This window comes from Agrococcus citreus, assembly GCF_039527715.1.
Classification (GTDB): Bacteria; Actinomycetota; Actinomycetes; order Actinomycetales; family Microbacteriaceae; genus Agrococcus; species Agrococcus citreus.
In genome coordinates, this window is the sequence record NZ_BAAAKK010000001.1 from 62,053 (window position 1) to 84,209 (window position 22,157).

The 22,157-nt window shown below is 74.0% G+C and carries 17 protein-coding genes and 1 tRNA gene; 11 read left to right on the top strand and 7 right to left on the bottom strand.

Annotated elements, in window-relative coordinates; translation table 11 throughout:
• Together ABD106_RS00300 and ABD106_RS00305 are read left to right on the top strand one after the other, a co-directional pair.
• The coding region (locus tag ABD106_RS00300; protein WP_343916185.1) for a PD-(D/E)XK nuclease family protein at positions 1-1,556 on the top strand (1,556 nt) is incomplete at its 5' end.
• Positions 1,553-4,741 carry an ATP-dependent helicase gene (locus ABD106_RS00305; RefSeq protein ID WP_343916187.1) on the top strand — a complete coding sequence of 1,063 codons (3,189 nt, stop codon included), beginning with the start codon at positions 1,553-1,555 and terminating at the stop codon, positions 4,739-4,741. The genes ABD106_RS00300 and ABD106_RS00305, both read left to right, overlap by 4 nt.
• Here ABD106_RS00305 and ABD106_RS00310 read toward each other — a convergent pair.
• Positions 4,727-5,770, bottom strand: a complete 1,044-nt coding sequence (locus ABD106_RS00310; RefSeq protein WP_343916189.1) for a phosphotransferase — start codon at positions 5,768-5,770, stop codon at positions 4,727-4,729. The two genes, ABD106_RS00305 and ABD106_RS00310, sit on opposite strands and share 15 nt — an antisense overlap.
• A 58-nt stretch (positions 5,771-5,828) precedes the next feature.
• Here ABD106_RS00310 and nudC point away from each other — a divergent pair, with 58 nt between their 5' ends.
• A complete protein-coding gene (gene nudC / locus ABD106_RS00315) occupies positions 5,829-6,740 on the top strand; it encodes an NAD(+) diphosphatase (RefSeq protein ID WP_343916191.1) in 912 nt (303 codons plus the stop codon).
• 11 nt (positions 6,741-6,751) lie between these two features.
• Complete coding sequence (locus ABD106_RS00320) at positions 6,752-8,443, top strand: ATP-dependent helicase (protein WP_343916193.1); 1,692 nt, start codon at positions 6,752-6,754, stop codon at positions 8,441-8,443.
• Here the strand turns inward: ABD106_RS00320 and ABD106_RS00325 are convergent.
• Positions 8,373-9,098: a hypothetical protein gene (locus tag ABD106_RS00325; RefSeq protein WP_343916195.1), complete on the bottom strand. Its 726-nt coding sequence runs from the start codon at positions 9,096-9,098 to the stop codon at positions 8,373-8,375. The genes ABD106_RS00320 and ABD106_RS00325 overlap by 71 nt on opposite strands.
• A 159-nt stretch (positions 9,099-9,257) precedes the next feature.
• Entirely contained in the window at positions 9,258-10,640 is a 1,383-nt protein-coding gene (locus ABD106_RS00330; RefSeq protein WP_343916197.1) for a zinc-dependent metalloprotease, read from the bottom strand.
• A 98-nt stretch (positions 10,641-10,738) separates the two neighbouring features.
• Here ABD106_RS00330 and ABD106_RS00335 point away from each other — a divergent pair, with 98 nt between their 5' ends.
• The 4 genes from ABD106_RS00335 to ABD106_RS00350 all read left to right on the top strand — a co-directional run bounded on the left by ABD106_RS00335 (position 10,739) and on the right by ABD106_RS00350 (position 15,945).
• Positions 10,739-11,800: a YlbL family protein gene (locus ABD106_RS00335; RefSeq protein ID WP_343916199.1), complete on the top strand. Its 1,062-nt coding sequence runs from the start codon at positions 10,739-10,741 to the stop codon at positions 11,798-11,800.
• Positions 11,801-11,891: 91 nt separating this feature from the next.
• A complete protein-coding gene (locus ABD106_RS00340) occupies positions 11,892-14,867 on the top strand; it encodes a UPF0182 family membrane protein (RefSeq protein ID WP_343916201.1) in 2,976 nt (991 codons plus the stop codon).
• Positions 14,868-14,929: 62 nt separating this feature from the next.
• A tRNA-Met gene (locus ABD106_RS00345) sits at positions 14,930-15,003 on the top strand.
• 186 nt (positions 15,004-15,189) lie between these two features.
• A complete protein-coding gene (locus tag ABD106_RS00350; protein ID WP_343916203.1) occupies positions 15,190-15,945 on the top strand; it encodes a class I SAM-dependent methyltransferase in 756 nt (251 codons plus the stop codon).
• 21 nt (positions 15,946-15,966) lie between these two features.
• Here ABD106_RS00350 and ABD106_RS00355 read toward each other — a convergent pair whose 3' ends face one another.
• Together ABD106_RS00355 and ABD106_RS00360 are read right to left on the bottom strand one after the other, a co-directional pair.
• Positions 15,967-16,683, bottom strand: coding sequence for an AIM24 family protein (locus ABD106_RS00355; RefSeq protein ID WP_343916205.1), 717 nt, complete (start codon positions 16,681-16,683; stop codon positions 15,967-15,969).
• Positions 16,680-16,985, bottom strand: a complete 306-nt coding sequence (locus ABD106_RS00360; RefSeq protein WP_343916207.1) for a thiamine-binding protein — start codon at positions 16,983-16,985, stop codon at positions 16,680-16,682. The genes ABD106_RS00355 and ABD106_RS00360 overlap by 4 nt, the downstream gene beginning before the upstream one ends.
• Positions 16,986-17,059: 74 nt before the next feature.
• On the opposite strand from ABD106_RS00360, the gene ABD106_RS00365 reads away from it, so the two are divergent.
• A complete protein-coding gene (locus ABD106_RS00365; protein ID WP_343916209.1) occupies positions 17,060-17,902 on the top strand; it encodes a nitrilase-related carbon-nitrogen hydrolase in 843 nt (280 codons plus the stop codon).
• 2 nt (positions 17,903-17,904) lie between these two features.
• Here the strand turns inward: ABD106_RS00365 and ABD106_RS00370 are convergent, their stop codons facing one another.
• Complete coding sequence (locus tag ABD106_RS00370; RefSeq protein WP_343916211.1) at positions 17,905-19,113, bottom strand: aminotransferase class I/II-fold pyridoxal phosphate-dependent enzyme; 1,209 nt, start codon at positions 19,111-19,113, stop codon at positions 17,905-17,907.
• Between the two features lie 91 nt (positions 19,114-19,204).
• Between ABD106_RS00370 and ABD106_RS00375 the strand changes: the two genes are divergently transcribed.
• Positions 19,205-20,689: a S1C family serine protease gene (locus ABD106_RS00375; RefSeq protein ID WP_343916213.1), complete on the top strand. Its 1,485-nt coding sequence runs from the start codon at positions 19,205-19,207 to the stop codon at positions 20,687-20,689.
• Here the strand turns inward: ABD106_RS00375 and ABD106_RS00380 are convergent.
• A complete protein-coding gene (locus ABD106_RS00380) occupies positions 20,686-21,573 on the bottom strand; it encodes a hypothetical protein (RefSeq protein ID WP_343916215.1) in 888 nt (295 codons plus the stop codon). The genes ABD106_RS00375 and ABD106_RS00380 overlap by 4 nt on opposite strands.
• A gap of 125 nt (positions 21,574-21,698) precedes the next feature.
• On the opposite strand from ABD106_RS00380, the gene ABD106_RS00385 reads away from it, so the two are divergent.
• Positions 21,699-21,992: a DUF3039 domain-containing protein gene (locus ABD106_RS00385; RefSeq protein ID WP_343916217.1), complete on the top strand. Its 294-nt coding sequence runs from the start codon at positions 21,699-21,701 to the stop codon at positions 21,990-21,992.
• Positions 21,993-22,157: the final 165 nt, after the last annotated feature.

Genomic DNA, 22,157 nt, shown 5'->3' on the forward strand with positions numbered 1-22,157 from the left:
ACCCCACCGCAGCCGACGATCCGGCTTCGGCCGACCGGGTGCTGTGGGCCGTCTGGGCCGCAGCGGGCGTGGCCGCGGCCTGGCAGCGCACGGCGCTCGAGCCCGGCACGGGCGTCGAGCGCACCCTCGCCAACCGTCGCCTCGACGCGGTCGTCGCGCTCTTCGACCAGGTCGCCCGGCTCATCGAGCGGCGGCCCGACGCCGACACCGGCGCGTTCGTCGACGCGTGGCTCACCTCGTCGGTCGACGACGACTCGCTCGCCGCGCGCGCCGAGACCGCCCGCGTCGCGATCGGCACCCCCGGCCAGTTCGTCGGCCGCGAGCTCGACACCGTGATCGTCGCCGGGCTGCAGGACGGCGTCTGGCCGAACCTCCGCGCTCGCGGCTCGCTGCTCGGAGCCAACCGGCTCGACGGCGACGGACCGGGCGCCGGCGACGGCACGGCCGACGCGCGCGCCGAGGTGCTGCACGACGAGCTGCGCACCTTCCTCAAGGCCCTCTCCACGGCCCGATCGGCCGTGCTGCTCACCGCCGTCGAGAGCGACGACGAGCAGCCCTCGCCGTTCGTCGCCGGCATCGAGCCGACGCCCGCGCCCGACGGCGGCTGGCACTCGCTGCGATCCCTCGTCGCGAGCCTGCGCCGACGGGCGGTGCGCGCTGCCGCCGACGGCGACGAGCGCGACCTCTCCCAGGCCGCTGCCGCGCTGCGGCGGCTCGCGGCAGCCGGCGTCCCGGGCGCCGCGACCGGCGAGTGGGCCGGTCTCGCGCCGATCTCGACCACCGAGCGGCTCGATGCGGTCGAGGCCGTGCACGCGAGCCCCTCGTCGCTGCAGAGCCTCGAGGACTGCGAGGTCGCCTGGGTGATCGACCGGGTGGCCGGCTCGACCGGCGGCCAGGCCGCGGGCTTCGGCACGATCGTGCACGAGGCGGTCGAGCAGCACGACGCGACCGACCCGCTCGAGCTCGAGCAGGCGATCGGCGCGCGCTTCGGCGAGCTCGCGCACGAGTCGAGCTGGGAGGCGGCGCGGCAGCGCGGCGACATCGCGCCGATGACCGCGACGATCGCCGACTACTTCCAGCGGCTGCGCGGGCTCGGCTGGACGGTCGAGACGGCCGACCGCGAGGCGCGCTTCTCGGTCGAGCTCGAGGGCGGCGCGACGCTCAACGGCTCGATCGACTGGCTCGAGCACGCTCCCGGCGGCACCGTGCGCGTGGTCGACCTCAAGACCGGCAAGCGCAAGCCCGACGAGCACGCCGAGCTCGGCAACCTGCAGCTGCGGGCCTACCAGCTGGCGATCGCGCTCGGCGGCATCGCCGGCGTGCCGCCGCAGGCAGCGACCGAGGCGCGGCTGTTCCTGCCTCGGCTCGAGCGCCGCGAGAAGGCGATCGACGCCGAGCCCTTCGAGGGCGTGCGCGAGCGGTTCGAGGCGCACCTTGCCGAGGCCGTCGCTGCGATGGGTGGCGCCGACTTCCGCGCGGTGCCCGCGGAGCACTGCTTCGAGCGCTTCGCCCACGGCCAGTGCGCCATCCACGTCCTCCCCGAGGTGACCGAGTGACCGACGACCGCCCGACCCTCGACGTCCAGGCCGAGCCTCGGCAGCGCACGGCGCTCGAGCTCGCGGCGCTGCTCGACCGGGCGGCCGGCCGCGAGCCGCAGCGGCCCACGCCCGAGCAGGAGCGCGTCATCGAGGCGCCGTCCGCGCCGACGCTCGTGGTGGCGGGCGCCGGCAGCGGCAAGACCCACACGATGGCGCAGCGCGTGCTCTGGCTCGTCGCCAACGGGCAGGCCGCGCCCGACGAGGTGCTGGGCCTCACCTTCACGCGCAAGGCGGCGCGCGAGCTGGCCGAGCGCCTCGACGTGCAGCTCGCGCTGCTCGCGAAGGCCGGGCTGGTCGACGAGGAGCTCGTCCGCACGCGGAAGCCGGTCGTGCAGACCTACAACTCCTTCGCCGGCTCGCTGTTCAAGGAGTGGGCGCTGCTCATCGGGCGCGACCCCGACTCCGAGGTGCTCACCGACCCGGCGGCGCTGCTGCTCGCGCTGCGGGTCGCGCGCGCCTCCGACGACGTCCGGCTCGCCGAGATCGGGTCGGCCGCGCAGGTCGCCGAGCGGGTGCTGCAGCTCGCCGGCGAGCTCGGCGACCACCGCGTCTCCACCGCTCGCCTGCGCCGCAGCGGCATCCCCGCCGCGTTCGGGGCGCTGCGCGACCTGCCGGGCGAGCCCGACGCGAAGGCGCTCACGAAGGCCCAGCGCGACCAGCTGTCCGACGACAGCCGCCGCGTCGCCGCGCTCGACCCGCTCGCCGACCTCGTCGACGCGTTCGAGGCCGAGAAGCGCAGCCTCGGCGTGCTCCAGTTCAGCGACCAGGTACGACTCGCCCTCGACGCCATCGACGCCCACCCCGGCGCGGTCGACGAGCTGCGCGAGCGCCACCGCTTCGTGCTGCTCGACGAGTTCCAGGACACGTCGGTGCTGCAGCTGCAGCTGCTCGGGCGCATCTTCCGCGACGCACCGGTGATGGCGGTCGGCGACCCGAACCAGGCGATCTACGGCTTCCGGGGCGCGAGCGCCGGCACCCTCGCGCTCTTCCCCGAGCACTTCGGCACCACCACCGCCATGACGCTCTCGATCAGCTGGCGCAACGACGTGGAGGTGCTCGAGATCGCCGACGCCATCGCGCGCGGCCTGCCCCCGCAGGAGGGCGTGCCGGTCGAGCGGCTGCGGCCTCGCGACCAGGCAGGGCCCGGCGATGTGACCGTGCGGCACCTGCCGACGCTCGAGGCCGAGGCCGCCGAGCTCGCCGGCTGGCTGCAAGGGCACGGAGCGGGCTCCGGCAGCGGCGACGTCACCGCCGCGATGCTCGTCCGCACCCACCAGCAGGGCATCGAGCTCGCGGATGCGCTGCGCGAGCTCGGCATCGACGTCATCCGCTGGGGCGGCGGCGGGCTGCTGCAGGAGCCCGCCGCTGTCGACCTCGTGGCGGCGCTGCGCGTGCTCGGCCGGCCCGAGGAGGGCTCGAGCCTCGTGCGCCTGCTCGCCGGCAGCCGCTGGCGCATCGGCGTCGCCGACCTCATGGCGCTGCAGCGCCACGCCCGCAGGCTCGCGGGCGCACGCCTCACCGACGAGCAGCGCGCCCGCGATCGCAGCGCCGTGGTCGCCGAGGCGAGCTCGTCGATCATCGATGCGCTCGACGCGCTCGTCGACGCCGACGGGCTGGAGGGCGCGACGGATGCCGGCTTCGCGCGGCTGCGCGAGGCGGCGGTGCTGCTGCGCGGCCTCCGCCGCCGCGCCGGCATGCCGCTGCCCGAGTACGTGCGGCACGTCGAGCAGGCGCTGCGGCTCGACATCGAGGTGGGGGCGAGCGCGCACCGCCACCACGCCGTGCTCGACGCCTTCGCCCGCGAGGCGCACGCCTTCGCGGCGGCCGACCAGCGCGGCACGCTCGACGCCTTCCTCGCCTACCTCGACGCGCTCGACGCCGACCGCGGACCGGATGCCCCGCAGCCAGAGCCCGCGCCGGGCGCGGTGCACGTGCTGACGATGCACGCGGCGAAGGGCCTCGAGTGGGACGTCGTGGCGCTGCCGCGGCTCGCGCAGTCGCGCAACGACCCGAGCACCCGCGGCTGGCTCGACTGGGGCAAGGTGCCCTACGAGCTGCGCGGCGACCGCAGCCTGCTGGCCGAGCTGCGGTGGCGGCAGCCGACCTCGCACGGCTATCTCGCCGAGCGCGACGCCTACCGCGAGCAGCTCGCCGAGTTCGACGAGAGCGAGCGCGACCGGCTCGCCTACGTCGCGGTCACGCGCGCCCGGCGGGCGCTGTGGATCTCGGGCGCGCAGTGGTACGGCACCGGCCCCACGCCCGCGAAGCCGTCGCGACTGCTCGCGCTCGCCGCCGAGGCGCGGGGCGTGACGCTGCTCGAGCCGGCCTCGAAGCTCGACGGCAACCCCCGCGCCGGCACCGCGTCGAGCACCGTCTGGCCCGCCGACCCGCTCGGCACCCGGCGCTCGGCCGTCGAGCGGGCCGCCGCGGCGGTCGACGCCGCCGATCCGGACGCCTCGACGCCGTGGGACGAGGCGATCGACCTGCTGCTCGCCGACCGGTCGGCGACGCCGCTCGCGCTCCCGACGCGCATCGCCGCATCCGGGTTCAAGGACTGGGCCGCCGATCCGGTCGCGGTCGCGCGTCAGATCGCCCGCCCCATGCCGCAGGAGCCGTTCGCGGCCACGCGCCTCGGCACGCTCTTCCACGGCTGGGTCGAGCGGCGCGACGGCGCCATCGGGCTCGGCGACGCCGTCGACGACGAGGCGCTCGACGAGGAGCTCGTCGGCATCGACGCGGAGCGGCTCGAGCGGCTCAAGCGCACCTTCCTCGCCTCGCCCTACGGCGACCGGGAGCCGGCCGAGACCGAGCTCGAGATCCACCTGCCGCTCGCGGGCACGACCGTCGTGTGCAAGATCGACGCCGTGTACCGCGACGGCGACCGGGCCACGGTGGTCGACTGGAAGACGGGTCGGCTGCCCTCGGGGGAGGCCGACCTCGAGGCCCGTCAGCTGCAGCTCGCGCTGTACCGCGCCGCGTACGCCGCGCACGCCCGGCTCGACCCCGAGCTCGTCGACGCCGAGCTGTACTTCGTCGAGCACGATCGCATCGTGCGACCGGCGCGCATCGAGTCGCTCGCCGAGCTCGAGGCGCGCTGGCTGCGCGCGCAGCAGGCGGTCGCCGAGGCGTCAGCGGTCGGCTGAGCGGGGCTCCTCGCCGAGCGGCGACCCCGTCGCGCCGTCGACCGGGCCGGTCTCGCCGAGGTACTGCTGCACCCCGGTGAGGTCCATGGTCTCGGGCTGCTGCGCGGCGATCGCGGTGCCCGGGTCGCGGTCGACGCGCCGCACGAGCGAGGCGAGCATCTCGGTCGCGTCGGCGACGATCGCGGCATCGCCGGAGTCGACGCCGTGGAGCAGCCAGCGCGCGACGTCGAGCTCGGCGTGGAGCATCGCGCGCTGCCGCAGCTGCCGGTCGCCGATGCCGCGCGCCGCCGCGTGGGCGTCGAACGCCTCGTCGACGCTGCCGAACTCGTTCGAGCCGAGCAGGAACGCGAGGTCGCGGGCGGGGTCGCCCACGGCGAGCGCGTGCCAGCCGTCCAGGCCGACGACGCGCGCACCCTCGACGCGGAATGCGGGCGCCTGGAGGTCGCCGTGCACGAGCGCGGGCTTGAACTGCCACAGCCGGTCGTCGGTGAGCGCGCCCTCCCAGCGCTCGAGCAGCGCTGCCGGGACCGATCCCGTCGCCGCCGCGCGATCGAAGGTGTCGAGCAGCCGCTGCCGCAGCGCCTGCGCGGTCTCGTGCGGGAGGCCCGCGTCGGCCGCGACCGAGGTCGGCAGCTCGTGGATCGCGGCGATCGCCTGCCCGACGCTCGTCGCGAGGCCGGGGCGCGCGGGGGAGATGTCGGGGAGCCGCATGACCGTGCCGCCGAGGCGCGTGAGCACGAAGAGGGTCGATCGGCCGGCGCTCGCCGAGCCGAGCACCGACGGCACCTCGAAGGGCAGGCGCGAGCGGGTCGCGAGCGTGAGCGCGCCGAGCGCCGCAGCGTGCGCCTGCGCGGACTGCAGGGCCGCCACCGACCGGGGCAGCACGACCTGCACCGTCTCGCCATCCGCGAGTCGCGCGGCCACGACCGAGCGGTGCTCGTCCGAGCCGTCCTCGGTCGCGCCCACGACCGTCAGGCCGTCGACGGCGGTGGTGGCGAGCGCGGCTAGAGTGAAGGGGTTCGTGCTCATGGATGCCAGGCTAGGCCGCGCCGGACCCCAGGCGGCCGCGCCACGCGACGGAGGTGACGTGCAGGTTCCCCCGCTCGCCAGATCGGCGCTCGATCGCGACCACGCGGCGAGGATCGCTCCCGGAGCCGTCGAGCGCGCCCTCCAGGATCGGGCGACCCGCGTCGTCACGATCGCGGGCGACCGCGCGCCCGTGCGCGACGGCATGCTCGTGCGGTTCGCGCCCGACGCGCTGCCCGCCGAGGCGGCCGCGGTCCGGCCGCGCGTGCCGCTCAGCTGGCTCGGCCGTGCCGTCGGCCCCGACGGCGCGCGCGGCGGCGTGATCCTGTCGATGCTCGTCGCCGAGCCCTTCGACGTGCCGGGCGCCGAGTGGCGCTCGCTGCGCGAGGTGGGCGCCGAGCTCGACGACGCCGACGCTGGTGTGCTCGTGCAGGCGGTCGCCCTCGGCGTCTGGCAGCGCGAGAGCCACCACAGCCCCGTCGACGGCAGCCGCGCCGAGTTCGAGGAGTCCGGCTGGGTGCGCCGTGACGCCGCGGGCGGCGCGCACTTCCCGCGCACCGATCCCGCGGTGATCGTCGCCATCCACGACCGGGCCGACGAGCGCATCCTGCTCGGCCACAACGCCGCCTGGCCCGCAGACCGCTACTCGCTCATCGCGGGCTTCGTCGACCCCGGGGAGTCGCTCGAGGCGGCCGTCACGCGCGAGGTGCTCGAGGAGACCGGTCTCGCGGTGGTCGAGCCGCGCTACCTCGGCTCGCAGCCGTGGCCCTTCCCCCGCAGCCTCATGGTGGGCTTCGAGTGCATCGCCGACGATCCCGGCTCCATCCGACCGGACGGCGTCGAGATCCTCGACGTGCGCTGGTTCACGCGCGACGAGCTGCGCGCGGGCGCCGTGCGGCTGCCGGGGCCGACCTCGATCGCCTCCTGGATCATCGACGACTGGCTCGAGCGAGGCGGGGGACCGGCGTCGTGACCGGCCATCTCGTGACCGATGCCGACCGCATCCTCGCGGGACTCGACGAGCAGCAGCGGCAGGCGGCGACGACCCTCGGAGGACCGGTCGCCATCCTCGCGGGCGCAGGCACGGGCAAGACGCGCGCGATCACCCACCGCATCGCGTACGCGGTCGCGACGGGCGAGCAGGCGGAGCACGCGTCGCTCGCACTCACCTTCACGAGCCGCGCCGCGGGCGAGATGCGCACGAGGCTCGCGCGGCTCGGCGCCGGCGGCGTGCAGGCGCGCACCTTCCACGCGGCCGCGCTCGCGCAGCTGTCGCACTTCTGGCCGCGCGTGACGGGCTCGAGCATGCCGAAGCTGCTGCCGCAGAAGGCGTCGCTGCTCGCCGACGCCGCCGCGCAGCTGCGGCTGCGGCTGCCGACCGCCCAGCTGCGCGACGCGGCCGGCGAGATCGAGTGGCGCAAGTCGCAGGCGATGACGATGGAGGACTACGGGCTGCAGGCGCGCATCCGCCCGATGCCGACCGGCATCGCGCCCGAGGCCATGATCGACCTGCACATGGCCTACGAGCGGGTCAAGGACGAGCGGCGCCAGCTCGACTTCGAGGACGTGCTGCTCGCGACCACCGGCATGCTCGAGCGCGAGCCGGTCGTCGCCGACGAGATCCGCTCCCGCTACCGCCACTTCACCGTCGACGAGTACCAGGACGTCTCGCCCATGCAGCAGCGGCTGCTGGCGGCGTGGCTCGGCGATCGCCGCGACGTCTGCGTCGTCGGCGACCCGAGCCAGACGATCTATTCGTTCGCGGGCGCCGACCCCGCGAGCCTCAGCCGCTTCGTGCACGACCACCCCGACGCCGAGGTCGTGCGGCTCGAGCGCTCCTACCGGTCGACCGCCGCGATCGTCGGCTGCGCCAACCGGCTCATGCGCGGCCGCGACGCGCTCACCCTCACCGCCGCGTCGGGGCAGCCGGGACGCGAGCCCTCGGTGTCGGTCCACGGCAACGACTCGGCCGAGGCGGCCGCGGTCGCCGCGGCGTGCCGAGCGCAGGTCGATGCCGGCGCGGATCCGGGCCAGATCGCCGTGCTCACCCGCTTCCACGCGCAGGCGGGGCTGCTCGAGCAGGCACTCGCGGGCGTCGGGCTGTCGTCGACCGTGCGCGGCTCGAAGCGCTTCTTCGAGATCCCGGTCGTCAAGCGCGCCGTGCTCATGCTGCGCAGCGCCCCCGCCGACGGGCGACCGCTCTTCCAGGCCGTCGCCGACATCGTCATGGGGCTCGGCTACAGCGCCTCGCCGCCCGCGACGCACGGCGAGGAGCGCGCGCAGTGGGATGCGCTGCACGCGCTCGTCACGCTCGCCGAGGAGGCGGGCGGCACCGATCTGCCCGGCTTCGCGCACGACCTGCAGCGGCGTGCCGCGACCGAGCACGAGCCGACGCTGTCATCGGTCACGATCGCGACGATCCACGCCGCGAAGGGCCTCGAGTGGCAGCACGTGCACGTCATCGGGCTCGCGGAGGGGCTGCTGCCCGTCTCGCACGCGACGTCGCTGGCCGAGATCGACGAGGAGCGCAGGCTCCTCTACGTCGCGATCACACGCGCGCAGCGCTCGCTCTCGCTCACGTGGGCGCGCCACTCGGGCCACGCCGTCAGGCAGCCATCTCGGTTCCTGGCTGAGATCGGTGCTGGCAGCGCGCCCGGGAGCGCCGCACGGCGGTGACCGCCGCGTCGCGCTGACGGATGCGCGCGGTCCACCCCGCGGGCAGCTCACCGTCGCTCGCGCGCCGCAGCGCGCCGAGCACCGTCACCACGCTCTGCGCCGTCGCGATCGCGCTCGGCGCGGGGGTCAGGTGGCCGGGGAGCAGCAGCGGGGGATCGGGCACGAGGCACCGCGGGCAGCGCGCGCCCGCGGGGACGAACGGGCCCACCTGCACCCAGACGTCGCCGACCACGACCGGCAGGTGCGCGTCGCCCGCAGCGAGCAGGCGCTCGGTCTCGGCTTCCGGCAGCCGCCACGCGGCGACCGGCACGATCACGCCGTCGCCGGGCGCGCGCCTGCCGAGCGGCCGCGGATGTTCCGCCTGCCGGACGGCGCGGTGGAGCGCCGCGGCGAGCGGGATGCGACCGCGCACGAGCACCGGCAGCGCGGGCGGCGCGGCCTCGAGCGCCGGCTCGACGGCGAGCAGCAGTGCCGCGGCGGGCTCGTCGCCCAGCAGGTGCTCGAGCTCGCGGCGCACGACGCCGCGCGTGAGCGCAGCGATGCCGCGGAGCGTCGGCTCGTCGGCGTCGAGCTCGGCGATCGGCGTCTGGGCGCCGATCGCGATCCGATCGGGCGCGGTGCGGAAGACGGCGAGGTGCGGGTCGAGGCGCAGCATGGCGGCATGGTGCGCCTCCGCGCGCGCCGGCGTCGGAGGCTCTCCACAGCCCCTGCTGGTCGAGACCACCCGCCTGGCGGGGCAGTGGTTTCGACTCGCTCTGCGCCTTCGGCGCGGAGCGGCTCAACCAGCGGAACGCGGTGGGGCAGTGGTCTCGGCTCAGCCAGCGGAGGGGGTCGGCCCGTCCTCGGTGTCGTCGCCCTCGCCCTGCGGCTCGTCATCCCCCTGCGTGCGCTCGGCGTCGTCGAGCAGCTCCTGCAGCGCGAGGTCCATCTCGTCGAGCTCGCCGACGCCCTGCAGCCGCGCGATGACGCGCGACGGGTCGTCGATGTCGTCGCCGCCGGGCATGAGGTCGGGCTGGTCCCAGAGCGAGTCGCGCACGTCGGCACCCACGGCATCCGTCACGGTGCGCCAGAACGCGGCAGCCTCGCGCAGGCGGCGCGGGCGGATCTCGAGCCCGACGAGCGTGCTGAACGCCTTCTCGGCAGGGCCGCCGGTCGCTCGGCGACGGCGCACCATCTCGGCGATCGACTCCCGCTTGGGCAGCCGGGCGGTGGCCGACTCGGTGACGGCGTCGACCCATCCCTCGATGAGCGCGATCGTCGTCTCGAGCTTCGCGAGCGTCTCGACCTGCTCGGGCGTCTTCGGCGGGATGAGCGCGCCGCTCTTGAGCGCCTCGCGCAGCTCCTCGGGGTTCGTCGGGTCGAACGACTCGGCGAGCTCCTCGAGCCGGCCGACGTCGATGCGGATGCCCTCGGCGTACTCGCGCACGGAGGAGAGCACGTGCAGCCGCAGCCAGCGAGCGTGGTGGAAGAGGCGCGCGTGGGCGAGCTCGCGCGCCGCCATCCAGATGCGCACCTGGTCCTCGGGGATCTCGAGCCCCTCGGCGACCGCGCGCAGGTTGACGGGCAGCAGCGCGGCGTCGCCGTCGAGCAGCGGGAAGCCGAAGTCGCCGCCCGCGACCGTCTCTCCGGCGAGCTGGCCGATGACGTTGCCGAGCTGCATCGCGAACATCGTGCCGCCGACGTTGCGGAGGATCCGCTCGGCGCCCGCGAGCATCTCCTGCGCCTCCTCGGGCGCGTGCTCCTGCATGGCGGCGGTGAGCGCGTCGGAGATGCTGTTCGCGACGGGCTCGCTCATCTCCTGCCACACCGGGATCGTGGCGTCGACCCACTGCTGGCGCGAGAGCAGCCGCAGCTCGGTCGCGGCGGCGCCGATGTCGGTGGTCTCGCTCAACCACAGCGCCGCGAGGTCTGCGGCCTGGCGCACGGCGTCGCGCTCGGCGCTCGAGACCGAGCCCGGGTCGCGCTGCACGACCGCGGCGGCCTGACGCTTCGACGCCTCCCAGTCGATGCCGTCCTCGGTGCGCGAGAGCGCCGCCTGCAGCTGGGCCATGAGCGCCTGCAGCTGCACGGGATCGGACGGCATGCCCGCGGCGCCGGCGAGGCGGGCGGGATCGATCGGTCCATCACCGGACAGGAAGCGCTGCAGCATCTCGCGCAGCTCGTCCTCAGGGCGTCGATCCTCGGAGTCCTCAGGCATGCGACTACGCTAGCCGCAGCATGTTGGAACCCGCGGGGAATCCGCCCATCCCGTCCTCCGCCGTCCGCGAACACCCGGCTCAGCACCGGTTCCCGGACGTGCGGCCCCGTCGTGTGCGCCGGGCCGGATGGGTGGGGCTCGGCATCGCGGCCGTCGCGTCGCTCGCCCTCGCGCTGCTGCCGTCGCCCTACGTCGTCGAGGCTCCCGGGCCGACCTTCGACACGCTCGGCGACACCGAGGCCGGGCCGCTCATCTCGATCGACGGCGCCGAGACGTACCCGACCGAGGGGGAGCTGCGCCTGCTGACGGTGTCGCTGCTCGGCAACCCGCAGCGGCCGCTCACGTGGGTCGACGTCGCCGAGGCCTACCTCGACCCCTCCGACTCCATCATCCCGATGGAGGCCGCCTTCCCTCCCGAGCTGTCGGTCGAGGAGTCGAACGAGGCCGGCCGCATCGAGATGCAGAACTCGCAGTCCGCCGCCGTCGCCGCGGCGCTGCTGCACGAGGGGCTCGACGTCGTGAGCGACGTGCGCGTCGCCGGCGTCATCCCCGGCTCTCCCGCCGAGGGCGTGCTGCAGGAGGGCGACCGCATCCTGCGCGTCAACGGCGAGCAGGCCTTCGACGTCTACTCGATCCGCGCATCCATCGCCGCGGTCGACGGTCCGACGACGTTCGAGATCGAGCGCTCGGGGGAGCCGCTCACCCTCGAGGTGACGCCGGCCGTCGAGGGCGAGCAGAAGATCGTCGGCATCTACCCGTCGAACGAGTTCGAGTTCCCCTTCGAGGTCGACATCCAGCTGCCCAACGTCGGCGGGCCGAGCGCGGGCATGATGTTCGCCCTCGGGATCGTCGACGAGCTGACGCCCGGCGCGATGACCGCCGGCACGCGCTGGGCGGGGACGGGCACGATCGCCGCCCTCGGCGACGTCGGCCCGATCGGCGGCATCGTGCAGAAGATGCACGGCGCGGTCGACGCCGGGGCGAGCCACTTCCTGGCGCCGGTCGAGAACTGCGCCGAGGTCGCCGGCCACGTGCCCGACGGGCTGACGGTGTTCGCCGTCGACACGCTGGACGACGCGATCACCGCGATCGAGACGGTCGCGATGAACGCCGACACCTCCGCGCTGCCGACCTGCACCTCCGCCGCTGCCGGCGCGTAGTTCGCTCTCGGCGCTCCCCGCGGCGCTCGCCGCACAGCCGCGCCGGATACGATGAGGGGCACCGCCCGCACCGCAGCTTGGAGCTACCGACGTGTCTGCAAACGCCGAACGACCGCCCGCCGCGACGATCAGGAGGCAGCGGCCATCGCCGCTGCTGATCACGATCCTGATCGTCGCCGCCATCATCGGCGCGTTCGTGCTCTTCTCCGGCTTCTACGCCGATGTGCTGTGGTTCGACCAGCTCGGCTTCGTGCAGGTGCTGCAGACCCGCTGGCTGTCGATGGGCGTCATGTTCCTCATCGGCTTCCTCGCGATGGCCGTGCCGCTCGCGCTCAGCGTGCAGATCGCGTTCCGCTCGCGGCCCGTCTACGCGCAGCTCAACTCGCAGCTCGACCGCTACCAGGAGCTCGTCGAGCCGCTGCGCCAGGTCGTCATGTGGGCCGCGCCCGTCGTGCTCGGCCTCTTCGCCGGCATCGCCTCCGCCACCCAGTGGGAGACGGCGCAGCTGTGGCTGCACCGCACGCCCTTCGGCGAGACCGACCCGCAGTTCGGCTTCGACCTGAGCTTCTACGTCTTCGAGCTGCCGCTCTACCAGCAGATCGTCGGGTTCGCCCTCGCGGTCCTGTTCATCAGCGGCGTCGCGACGCTCGCGACCGCCTACCTCTACGGCGCGATCCGCGTGACGGGCCGCGAGTTCCGCATCTCCCGGTCGGCGCGCATCCAGCTCGCCATCATCGTCGCGCTCTACATGCTCGCGCTCGGCGTCTCGATCTGGCTCGGCCAGTACGCGTCGCTCGCGATGACCTCGCAGGGCTTCCTCGCGACCGGCGCCGGCTACACCGAGGTGAACGCCACCATCCCCGGCGCGCAGATCATGGCCGGCATCGCCGGGCTCGTCGCGCTGTTCTTCATCGTCACCGCCATCATCGGCCGCTGGCGCATCGCGATCGTGGGCACCGCGCTCCTCATCGCCGCGTCGCTCGTCGTGGGCGTCGCCTACCCGGCGATCGTGCAGCGCTTCCAGGTCGACCCGAGCGCCAGGACGCTCGAGGAGCCGTTCATCCAGCGCAACATCGACGCGACCCGCGCCGCGTGGGACGTCGACGACATGGTCGAGACCGAGTCGGACGCGCGCACCGACGCCGAGCCCGGCGCGCTGCGCGAGGACGCGGAGACGACGGCGAACATCCGCATCATCGACCCGGCGCTCGTCACCGACGCGTTCGCGAACCTGCAGGAGTACCGCCAGTACTACGGCTTCGCCGAGCAGCTCGACGTCGACCGGTACGAGATCGACGGGCAGACGCAGGACACCGTCATCGCGGTCCGCGAGCTCGACCTCTCGGGGCTCGAGGAGGACAGCTGGTACAACCGCCACATCGTCTACACGCACGGCTACGGCGTCGTCGCCGCGTACGGCAACCAGCGCGGACCGGAGGGCCAGCCGGTCTTCCTGCAGCAGGGCATCCCCACGGAGGGCGCGCTCGGCGAGTACCAGCCGCGCGTCTACTTCGGCGAGTCGACGCCCGACTACTCGATCGTCGGCGGCCCGGAGGGCTCGGCACCGCTCGAGCTCGACTACCCGCGCTCCGCGGAGGAGGGCAGCGGCAACGCCAACACGACGTTCGCCGAGGACGGCGGGCCGAAGCTCGACAGCTTCATCAACCGGCTCGTCTACGCGCTGAAGTTCCAGTCGGAGCAGATCATCCTCTCCGACGCGGTGACCGAGGACTCGCAGATCCTCTACGACCGCGACCCGCGCGAGCGCGTCGCCGCGGTCGCGCCCTACCTGACGCTCGACAGCGACCCGTACCCCGCGGTCGTCGATGAGCGGCTCGTCTGGATCGTCGACGGCATGACGACCACCGACATGTACCCGTACTCGTCGCACCGCTCGATCGCGCAGACGATCGCCGACGTCACGAACGCGAACCCCGCGCTGACCGCCGACGACATCGTCAACTACATGCGCAACTCCGTGAAGGCCGTGGTGGATGCGTACGACGGCTCGGTCACGCTCTACGCGTGGGACGCCGAGGACCCCATCCTGCAGGCGTGGACGGCGATCTACCCGGGCACGGTGCAGCCGATGAGCGCCATGTCGGGCGAGCTCATGGAGCACGTGCGGTACCCCGCCGACATGTTCAAGCTCCAGCGCAACGTGCTCGGCGACTACCACGTGACGAACCCCGCGACCTTCTTCTCGGGCGACGACCAGTGGGCGACCCCGTCTGACCCGACGTGGTCGAACGCGCAGGTCACCGCGCCGCCGCAGCCGCCGTACTACCTCACGATGTCGGTCGATGGTCAGGACCCCGCGTTCACGCTCTACTCCACGTTCATCCCGCGCGACGGTCGAGAGGTGCTCTACGGCTACCTCTCGGTGAACGCGGATGCCGGAGGCACGGCAGGCGAGGTGAGCGAGGACTACGGCCGGCTCACGCTGCAGATGCTGCCGAAGGAGGGCTCGATCCCCGGTCCCGGCCAGGTGCAGAACAACTTCGACACCGACGCCGAGGTCTCGCAGGTGCTCAACATCCTGCAGCAGGGCTCGACCGAGGTGCTCAACGGCAACCTGCTGACGCTGCCGGTGGGCGGCGGCCTGCTCTACGTGCAGCCGGTCTACCTGCAGTCGACGGGTGCGACGTCGTTCCCGGTGCTGCGGAAGATCCTGGTCGCGTTCGGTGACGACATCGCCTTCGAGGACACGCTCGACGAGGCGCTCGACTCGCTGTTCGGCGGCGACTCCGGCGCGCAGGCCGGCGACTCCGACGTGCCGCCGGCCCCGGAGGAGGGCGAGACCCCCGCCCCCGAGACCGATCTCCAGACGCAGCTCGACGCGGCCATCCAGCAGGCCGGCACGGCCCTCCAGGAGCGCCAGGCGGCCTATGCCGAGAACGACCTCGTGGCGGCGGCGGAGGCCGACGAGCGGCTCACCGCGGCGCTCGCGGACGCCATCCGGCTGTCAGCGCAGATCGAGGGCGACGTGCCCGTGGAGGGCGTGCCCGCCGAGGGCGGCGAGACGCCGGCGCCCGAGCCGGCTCCGGAGGAGACGACCGCGCCCTAGGAGCGCAGCGCTCGGGGCGATTTGCCCCGCGGCAGAGTGCCTGGTAATGTTTCATCTCGTGCCGCGGGGTGGAGCAGCTCGGTAGCTCGCCGGGCTCATAACCCGGAGGTCGCAGGTTCAAATCCTGTCCCCGCAACAGAAGTCCGCGAACTGCGGCACACGAAGAGGCCCCCGCAAGGGGGCCTCTTCTGCGTTCCAGGCCAGTCCCGAGCCGGTGACCGGGCCTCGGTACCCCGTTCTCACAGCCGGACCCGAGAGCACCCGGGTGCAGGAGCGAGCATCGGGTCCAGCGGTCGAGCGGCGCGGCGCGTAGCCTCTGCGCATGGGCTTCGCCGTCGCCGCCGAGTCGTACGACCGCTTCATGGGCAGGTTCTCTGCCCCGCTCGCGGGCGTCTTCGCCGACTTCGCCGGCGTTCGCGCAGGCCGGGTGCTCGACGTCGGGAGCGGTCCCGGCGCGCTCACCGCAGAGCTCCTGCGCCGTGGTGCCGAGACGGCCGCGATCGATCCGTCGCCGAGCTTCGTCGAAGCGGCTCGCGCGCGCCATCCCTCGGCGCGCGTGCTCGAGGGCGTGGCGGAGTCGCTGCCGTTCCCCGACGAGGCGTTCGACGCGGCGCTCGCGCAGCTCGTCGTGCACTTCATGCGCGACTCGGAGCAGGGGCTCCGCGAGATGGCGCGCGTGACGCGGACCGGCGGCACGATCGCCGCGTGCGTCTGGGACCACGCCACCGGCCCGCTCGGCACGTTCTGGGCCGCGGTGGCGTCGCTGCACACCGGTCCCGACGAGCCGCCGTCGGAGGCGCCCAGGCCGGGTTCGCACCCGGGCGACCTCTCGCGCATCCTCGCGGCCGCCGGCATCCGCGACGTCGTCGAGGAGCCGATCGCGGTGACCGTGCCGTTCGCCGACGCCGACGCGTGGTGGGGGCCGTTCGAGCTCGGGGTCGGGCCCGCGGGCGACCACGTCGCCGCGCTCGACGACGCGGCGCGGGCGCAGCTGCGCGAGCGCTGCCGCGAGCTGCTGCCCGAGCCGCCGTTCGAGGTGCGCGCCGTCGCGTGGGCGGCGCGCGGGGAGCGCGGCTAGCTCGGCTCCAGCGCCAGCGCGCTACTCGAAGAGCGAGCCCAGTCCGCCGCCGGAGCTCGACCCGCCGTTCGAGCCCGAGACCTGCTGGCGTCCCTCGCTCGGCTGCACGACGACGAAGCCGGGGCCGTGGAACGCGAGCTGGAACGCCTCGCCCGTGCCGCCGCGCAGCAGCGACCGCATGTTCATGCTGTTGACGACGCTCGGCTGCAGGTTCGACGACCAGCAGACCGCCGCGTTCGGGTCGACGAAGGTCGGCTGCCGCGAGCAGTCGAGCAGCATCGGCTGGCCCTCGCACGAGATGCCGACCGTGCCGACGCCGCCGAGCTCGAGGTTGAACAGCCCGCCGGCCATGATGTTGCCGCTGCGGAGCATCTTGATGTCCCACTGCAGAGCGGGATCGAAGGCGAGCAGGTTCTTGCCGCTCACCGACAGGCCCTCGTTCTCGAGCTGCACGGTGAACACGTTCGCGGCGTCGCGCGCGAGGAACACCTCGCCCTCGCCGCGGATGCGCATGAGCGGCGCACCCTCGCCCGTGACGAGCTTCTTGAGCATGCGCCCGGCACCCGCGCCCTCGTGCTGGAACTCCATCTGGCCCTGATAGGCGACCATCGCGCCCTTCGCGGCCAGCACGTCGCCGCCGCCGGAGACGTTGATGCGCAGCATCTTGCTGGACTGCTTCACCCAGCGCTCGGTCGACTGGGTCTCCTGATTCGCCTCGGCGAACAGCTCACTCCTCATGCGTCCCCCTCCAGGGCGTGCTCGAGCCTGACGACCTTGCCGTCGAGCTCTCCGGTCCATCCCGGGCGGATGTCGGCCTTGAGGACGAGGGATGCGCGCGAGCTCGAGGCGAGGACGGCGACGGTCGCGCGACGCACCACGTCGAACACCTCGTCCCACTCGCCCTCGATCGTCGTGAACATGGCGTCGGTGCGGTGCGGCAGGCCGCTCTCGCGGACCACGCGCACGGCGGCGGCGACCGCGTCGTGCACGGAGCCGTCTGGGCCTGCGGTGCCTGGGGCTACGGAGAATGCGACGAGCATCCTGCTCCCTTCGTCGGACTCGATCCTGGCATCCCGCGGCTGAGCGCGCCACGGCTCCTGCGTAGGCTGGATGCGTGAGCCAGCAGACACCCTCCGAGCTGCCCGTCGCCGAGCAGCGCCCGACCGCGTCGCCGGTGCTGCTGGCGGCTGCCGTGCAGTGGGCGCCGACCGAGGACGTCGACGCGAACCGGGCAGCGGCGGCCGGCTGGATCGATGCGGCCGCGGCGCGCGGCGCGCGCCTCATCGTGCTGCCCGAGTACTCGCAGCACTGCTCGAGCGACCTCGCCGCGACGGCGCACGCGGCGGCTGAGGCCATCGACGGCCCGTTCGTCGGGATGCTGCTCGAGCGCGCCGCCGCGCACGACGCCCTCGTGATCGCCGGGCTCGTCGAGCGCCTCGACGACGGCGTCGCCAACACGGTCGTCGCCGTCGACGCGACGGGCGTGCGCGCCGCGTACCGGAAGGTGCACCTCTACGACGCGTTCGGCTCGAGCGAGTCGGACTGGCTCACCGCCGGCGACCCCGCGCAGCTGCCGGTCGTCGAGGCCCTCGGCACGCGCATCGGCATCCAGACCTGCTACGACCTGCGGTTCCCGGAGGCGACGAGGCGGCTCGTGGATGCCGGGGCCGACGTCGTCGTCGTGCCGGCCGAGTGGGTGCGCGGTCCGCAGAAGGAGCGGCACTGGACGACGCTCGTGACCGCGCGCGCGATCGAGTCGACCGTGCACGTCGTCGCCGCCGACCAGTCGCCGCCGCTCGGCGTCGGCTGCTCGCTCGTGGTCGACCCCATGGGGGTGCCGCTCGCGGCGCTCGGCGACGGCGAGGGCGTCGCGATCGCGCCGATCGATCCCGCGGTGACCGCGGCGACGCGCGTGCGGAACCCCTCGCTCGCGAACCGCCGCTACCGCGTGGCCTGAGCTCAGCGCGTCGGCTGCAGCACGGCGTCCTTGAGGCCCGAGAGCCGCGACGCGGCATCGCGCAGCGTGTCGTCCGACTTGCAGAACGCGAAGCGCATCGTCGACCGCAGGTCCCGCCGTGACGGCCGGGCGAGCGCCGACAGCGGGATGCCGGCGACGCCCACGAGCTCGGGCATCCGGCGCGCGAGCGCGGTCGCGTCGTCGATGCCGAGCGGCGCGGCGTCGGCGAGCAGGAAGTAGCCGGCCATCGCGTCGTGCACCGCGAAGCCCGCCCGCCGCAGCCCGCGGGCGAGGATGTCGCGCTTGCGCGCGAACGACTGCACCGTCGTGTCGAAGTGCTCGTCCGGGAGCCGCAGGCCGACCGCGACGGCGGGCTGGAAGGGCGCGCCGTTCACGAACGTCAAGTACTGCTTCACCGCGGTGATCTGCGCGATGCGCTCGGGCGTCGACATGATCCAGCCGATCTTCCAGCCCGTGACCGAGAACGTCTTGCCGGCGGACGAGATCGAGACGACGCGATCGCGCGCGGCCCCGAACGAGGCGATCGGGACGTGCCGCTCGTCGTAGACGAGGTGCTCGTAGACCTCGTCGGTGACGATGATCGCATCGCGCCGCTCGGCGACGCGCAGGATGTGCCGCATCGCGTCCTCGCTGAAGACCGCGCCCGTGGGGTTGTGCGGCGAGTTCACGACGATCATGCGCGTCCGCGGCGTCGAGGCGCGCTGGAGCCGGTCGGGGTCGGGCTGGAAGTCGGGCGCGACGAGCGGCACGGGAACGAGCACCGCACCGGTGAGCGCGACGATCGCCGCGTACGCGTCGTAGTAGGGCTCGAAGACGATCACCTCGTCGCCGGGCGAGAGGTAGGCGAGCATCGTCGCGGCGAGTGCCTCGGTCGCGCCGGCGGTGACGAGCACATCGCCCCGGCCGAGGCCGATGCCGTAGAAGCGCCGCTGGTGCTCGACGACCGCGTCGATGAGCTCCTGGCAGCCGCGGCCCGGCCCGTACTGGTTCCTGCCGTGATCGATCGCGTGCTTCGCGGCGTCGAGCACGGCGCGCGGCCCATCCTCGTCGGGGAAGCCCTGCCCGAGGTTGAGGGCTCCCGTCTTCGAGGCCAGCGCGGTCATCTCGGCGAAGATCGTCGGCGCGAGCCGCCCGTCCGTGCCGAGCAGTCCCGCGCCGGCTGCCGTGCGCTGCCAGGGTGCCTGCTCCATGCTCCGACGCTACTCGCTCCGGTGCTCGTTCCGACCGTCGACATCGGGACCGCATGGGATCCGCATGGATTGCGATGGCACGATCGAACCCATGACGAACCCGTACGATCGCGTGCCGAACCCGGCCGGACCGCAGCAGCCCGCCGATGACCGCTGGCGCGGCCGGCAGCAGCCGGAGCAGCCCCAGTCCTCGAGCAGTCCCGCGTCGTCCGTGCCCCAGCCGCCCACCTACCGGCCCAGCGCCGCCTACCAGCTGGGGCCGTCCCAGCCCGGCGGCTCGGAGCCCATCGGCTCCCTCCCCAGCGGCTACCAGCCGAACGCCTCCGCCACCCGCCCGTACGCGTTCGGCGAGCAGCGGCCCGGTGCCGCGCAGCCCACCTTCGGCTACCCGCAGAGCGGGCAGCAGCAGTCCGTCGCGCGGGAGCCGAGGTCTCGCCGTCGCGCGGGGCTCGCCGTCACCTCGATCGTCGCGGCCGCGCTCCTGGGCGGCGCCGCGGGCTTCGGCGGCGGCGCGCTCGCCGTGAGCCAGCAGCAGCCGCAGACGCAAGCGGCGGCCCAGTCCGGCACGTCCGCGCAGCCCGTCTCCGACCCGCAGACGGTGGCCGACGTCGCCGCCGCGGCCGGCCCATCCGTCGTCACCGTGCAGGCGACGTCGAGCTCGGGCTCCGGCGAGGGCTCGGGCGTGGCGGTCGCGGCCGGCGGCTACATCGTCACGAACAACCACGTCGTCACCCTCGACGGCCAGTCCGCCGACGCCGCCATCACGGTCGAGACGAGCGACGGCCGGCTGCTCGCGGCCGAGATCGTCGGCACCGACCCCGTCGTCGACCTCGCCGTCATCCGGGTCGACGCCGAGCTGCCCGTCATCACCTTCGCCGCGAGCGACGACGTGCGCGTCGGCGACACGGCGATCGCGATCGGCGCGCCGCTGGGCCTGTCGAACTCCGTCACCGACGGCATCGTCTCGGCGGTCGACCGCGGGCTCCGGATCGCCTCGAGCGCCGCGCCGAGCGAGGAGGACGAGTCGCAGCAGCAGCCGTTCGGGTTCTGGCAGCCCGACGGCACGCAGGCGGCGCAGCAGGACATCTCGATCCCGGTCGTGCAGACCGACGCATCGATCAACCCGGGCAACTCCGGCGGTGCGCTGCTCAACGCATCGGGCCAGCTCGTCGGCGTCAACGTCGCGATCGCGAGCATGGGCCAGGGCGACTCCGCGGGCTCGATCGGCATCGGCTTCGCGATCGAGTCGAGCCTCGTGCAGCGCGTCGTCGACGAGATCATCGCCGAGGGCAGCGCGAGCCACGGACTGCTCGGCGCATCGGTGAGCGACGTGACGGATGCCTCGGTCGGCACCGTGGGCGCGCTCATCCGGGAGGTCGTCGACGGCGGCGCCGCGGCTGCGGCAGGGCTCCGGGAGGGCGACGTCATCACGTCGATCGAGGGGCAGCCGGTGACCGGCGCGACGGATGCGACCGCGCAGGTGCGCGCGCACGCGGCGGGCACCGCGGTCACCGTCACCTACCTGCGCGACGGCCAGGAGGCCGAGGCCGAGGTGACGCTGGGGGAGCTGACCTAGTCGGCTCGCCCCGGGTCGGTCGGCTCGCTGTCCTCGAGCGGCAGGTCCTCGTCCACCGGGGGAGCGTCGCGCCGCTCGGCGCGGCGCTCGCGGAGCCGCCGCAGGCCGCCGCCGAAGCCCTCGCGCTCGATCTCGCGGGCATCGCGGATGCGCTCGCTGAGGCTCGGGCGCACCTCGCGCACGACCGGCGCGAGGCTCGGGTCGAACGAGAGCGGCACGGGGCCGAAGGCCTCGCCAGCCGCCTGCACGATCTGGCGGCCGAGGATGTTGTTGCCGACGCCGCCGATGACGGCGCCGATGCCGAACGGCATCGCTCGGCCGATCATCGACGCGCCGGTGTTGCGCGCCATCCGCTTGAGGAACGCGCGGCGGAGGAAGTCGACGACCTGGCCCATCATGCCGGTGGGCAGGCGCGAGGTGACGAGCTCGCCCCAGAAGGCGGTGCCGGCGGCGCCACCGCCCATCGACTGCGCGGCGACGCGCTTGACGAGGGCCTTGCCGCCGGAGCCGAGCATGAGGCCCATGACGAGCGCCTTGGCGCGCTCCGGATCCTCGACCGGGATGCCGTGCACCTCGGTGACGGCCTGCGCGAAGAAGGCGCTCGCCTCGAGGAAGCCGACCGTCTCGGCGACCGTGAGCCCGAGCGCGGCGGCGGTGCCGATGCCCGGCGCGACGGCCGTCGCGCCGACGGCGGCGCCACCGCTCGTGACCGCGGCGAGGTACTGCTTCTCGAGCCGATCGATCACCTGCTGCGGCGTGAGCTCCGGGTGCTTGCGGCGCAGCGAGCGCAGGTGGTTGACCACCAGCGGGCGCTGGACGCCGAGGATGCGGTCGAGCGTGCCGACGAGCCAGCCGAGGTCATCGTCGCGGTCGATCTCCTGCATGGTTCCCCCTACGTCTGACGGCGAGCGTCGCGGTGCCGGGCCCGCGCCCGGCGCATCCATCAGCATGACGGCACGAGCAGAGAGCAGGCTGAGCGCGCCCGTCCCGAGCGTGGGAGCATGGAGGCATGACGCAGACTCCCGGACCAGACACGGCGGGCCCCGGCACGATCGGGGCGGGCGGCGGCACGGACGTGCTCGACCGCGAGCTCGAGAAGCTCCTCAACGAGGAGTCGGTGGAGGACGGCGACCACGACCGGTTCTCCCACTACGTCAAGAAGGAGAAGATCCTGCAGTCGGCGCTCTCGGGCAAGCCCGTGCGCGCGCTGTGCGGCAAGAAGTGGACGCCGGGGCGCGACCCCGAGAAGTTCCCGATCTGCCCCGCGTGCAAGGACATCTACGAGAAGCTCCGCTCGGAGTAGGCCGCGACCGGCCCGAGCCGGTCTGCCCCGGGCTGCTGTCGGCTCAGCGGAAGACGGTCGGGATGACGGGCTCGCCTCGCGCGAGCCGGTGGGCCTCGGGCGGCAGCTCGGCGACCGACGCGTCGTGGCGCTCGCGCGCCGCGCGCACGCCGTCGGCGCCGAGCC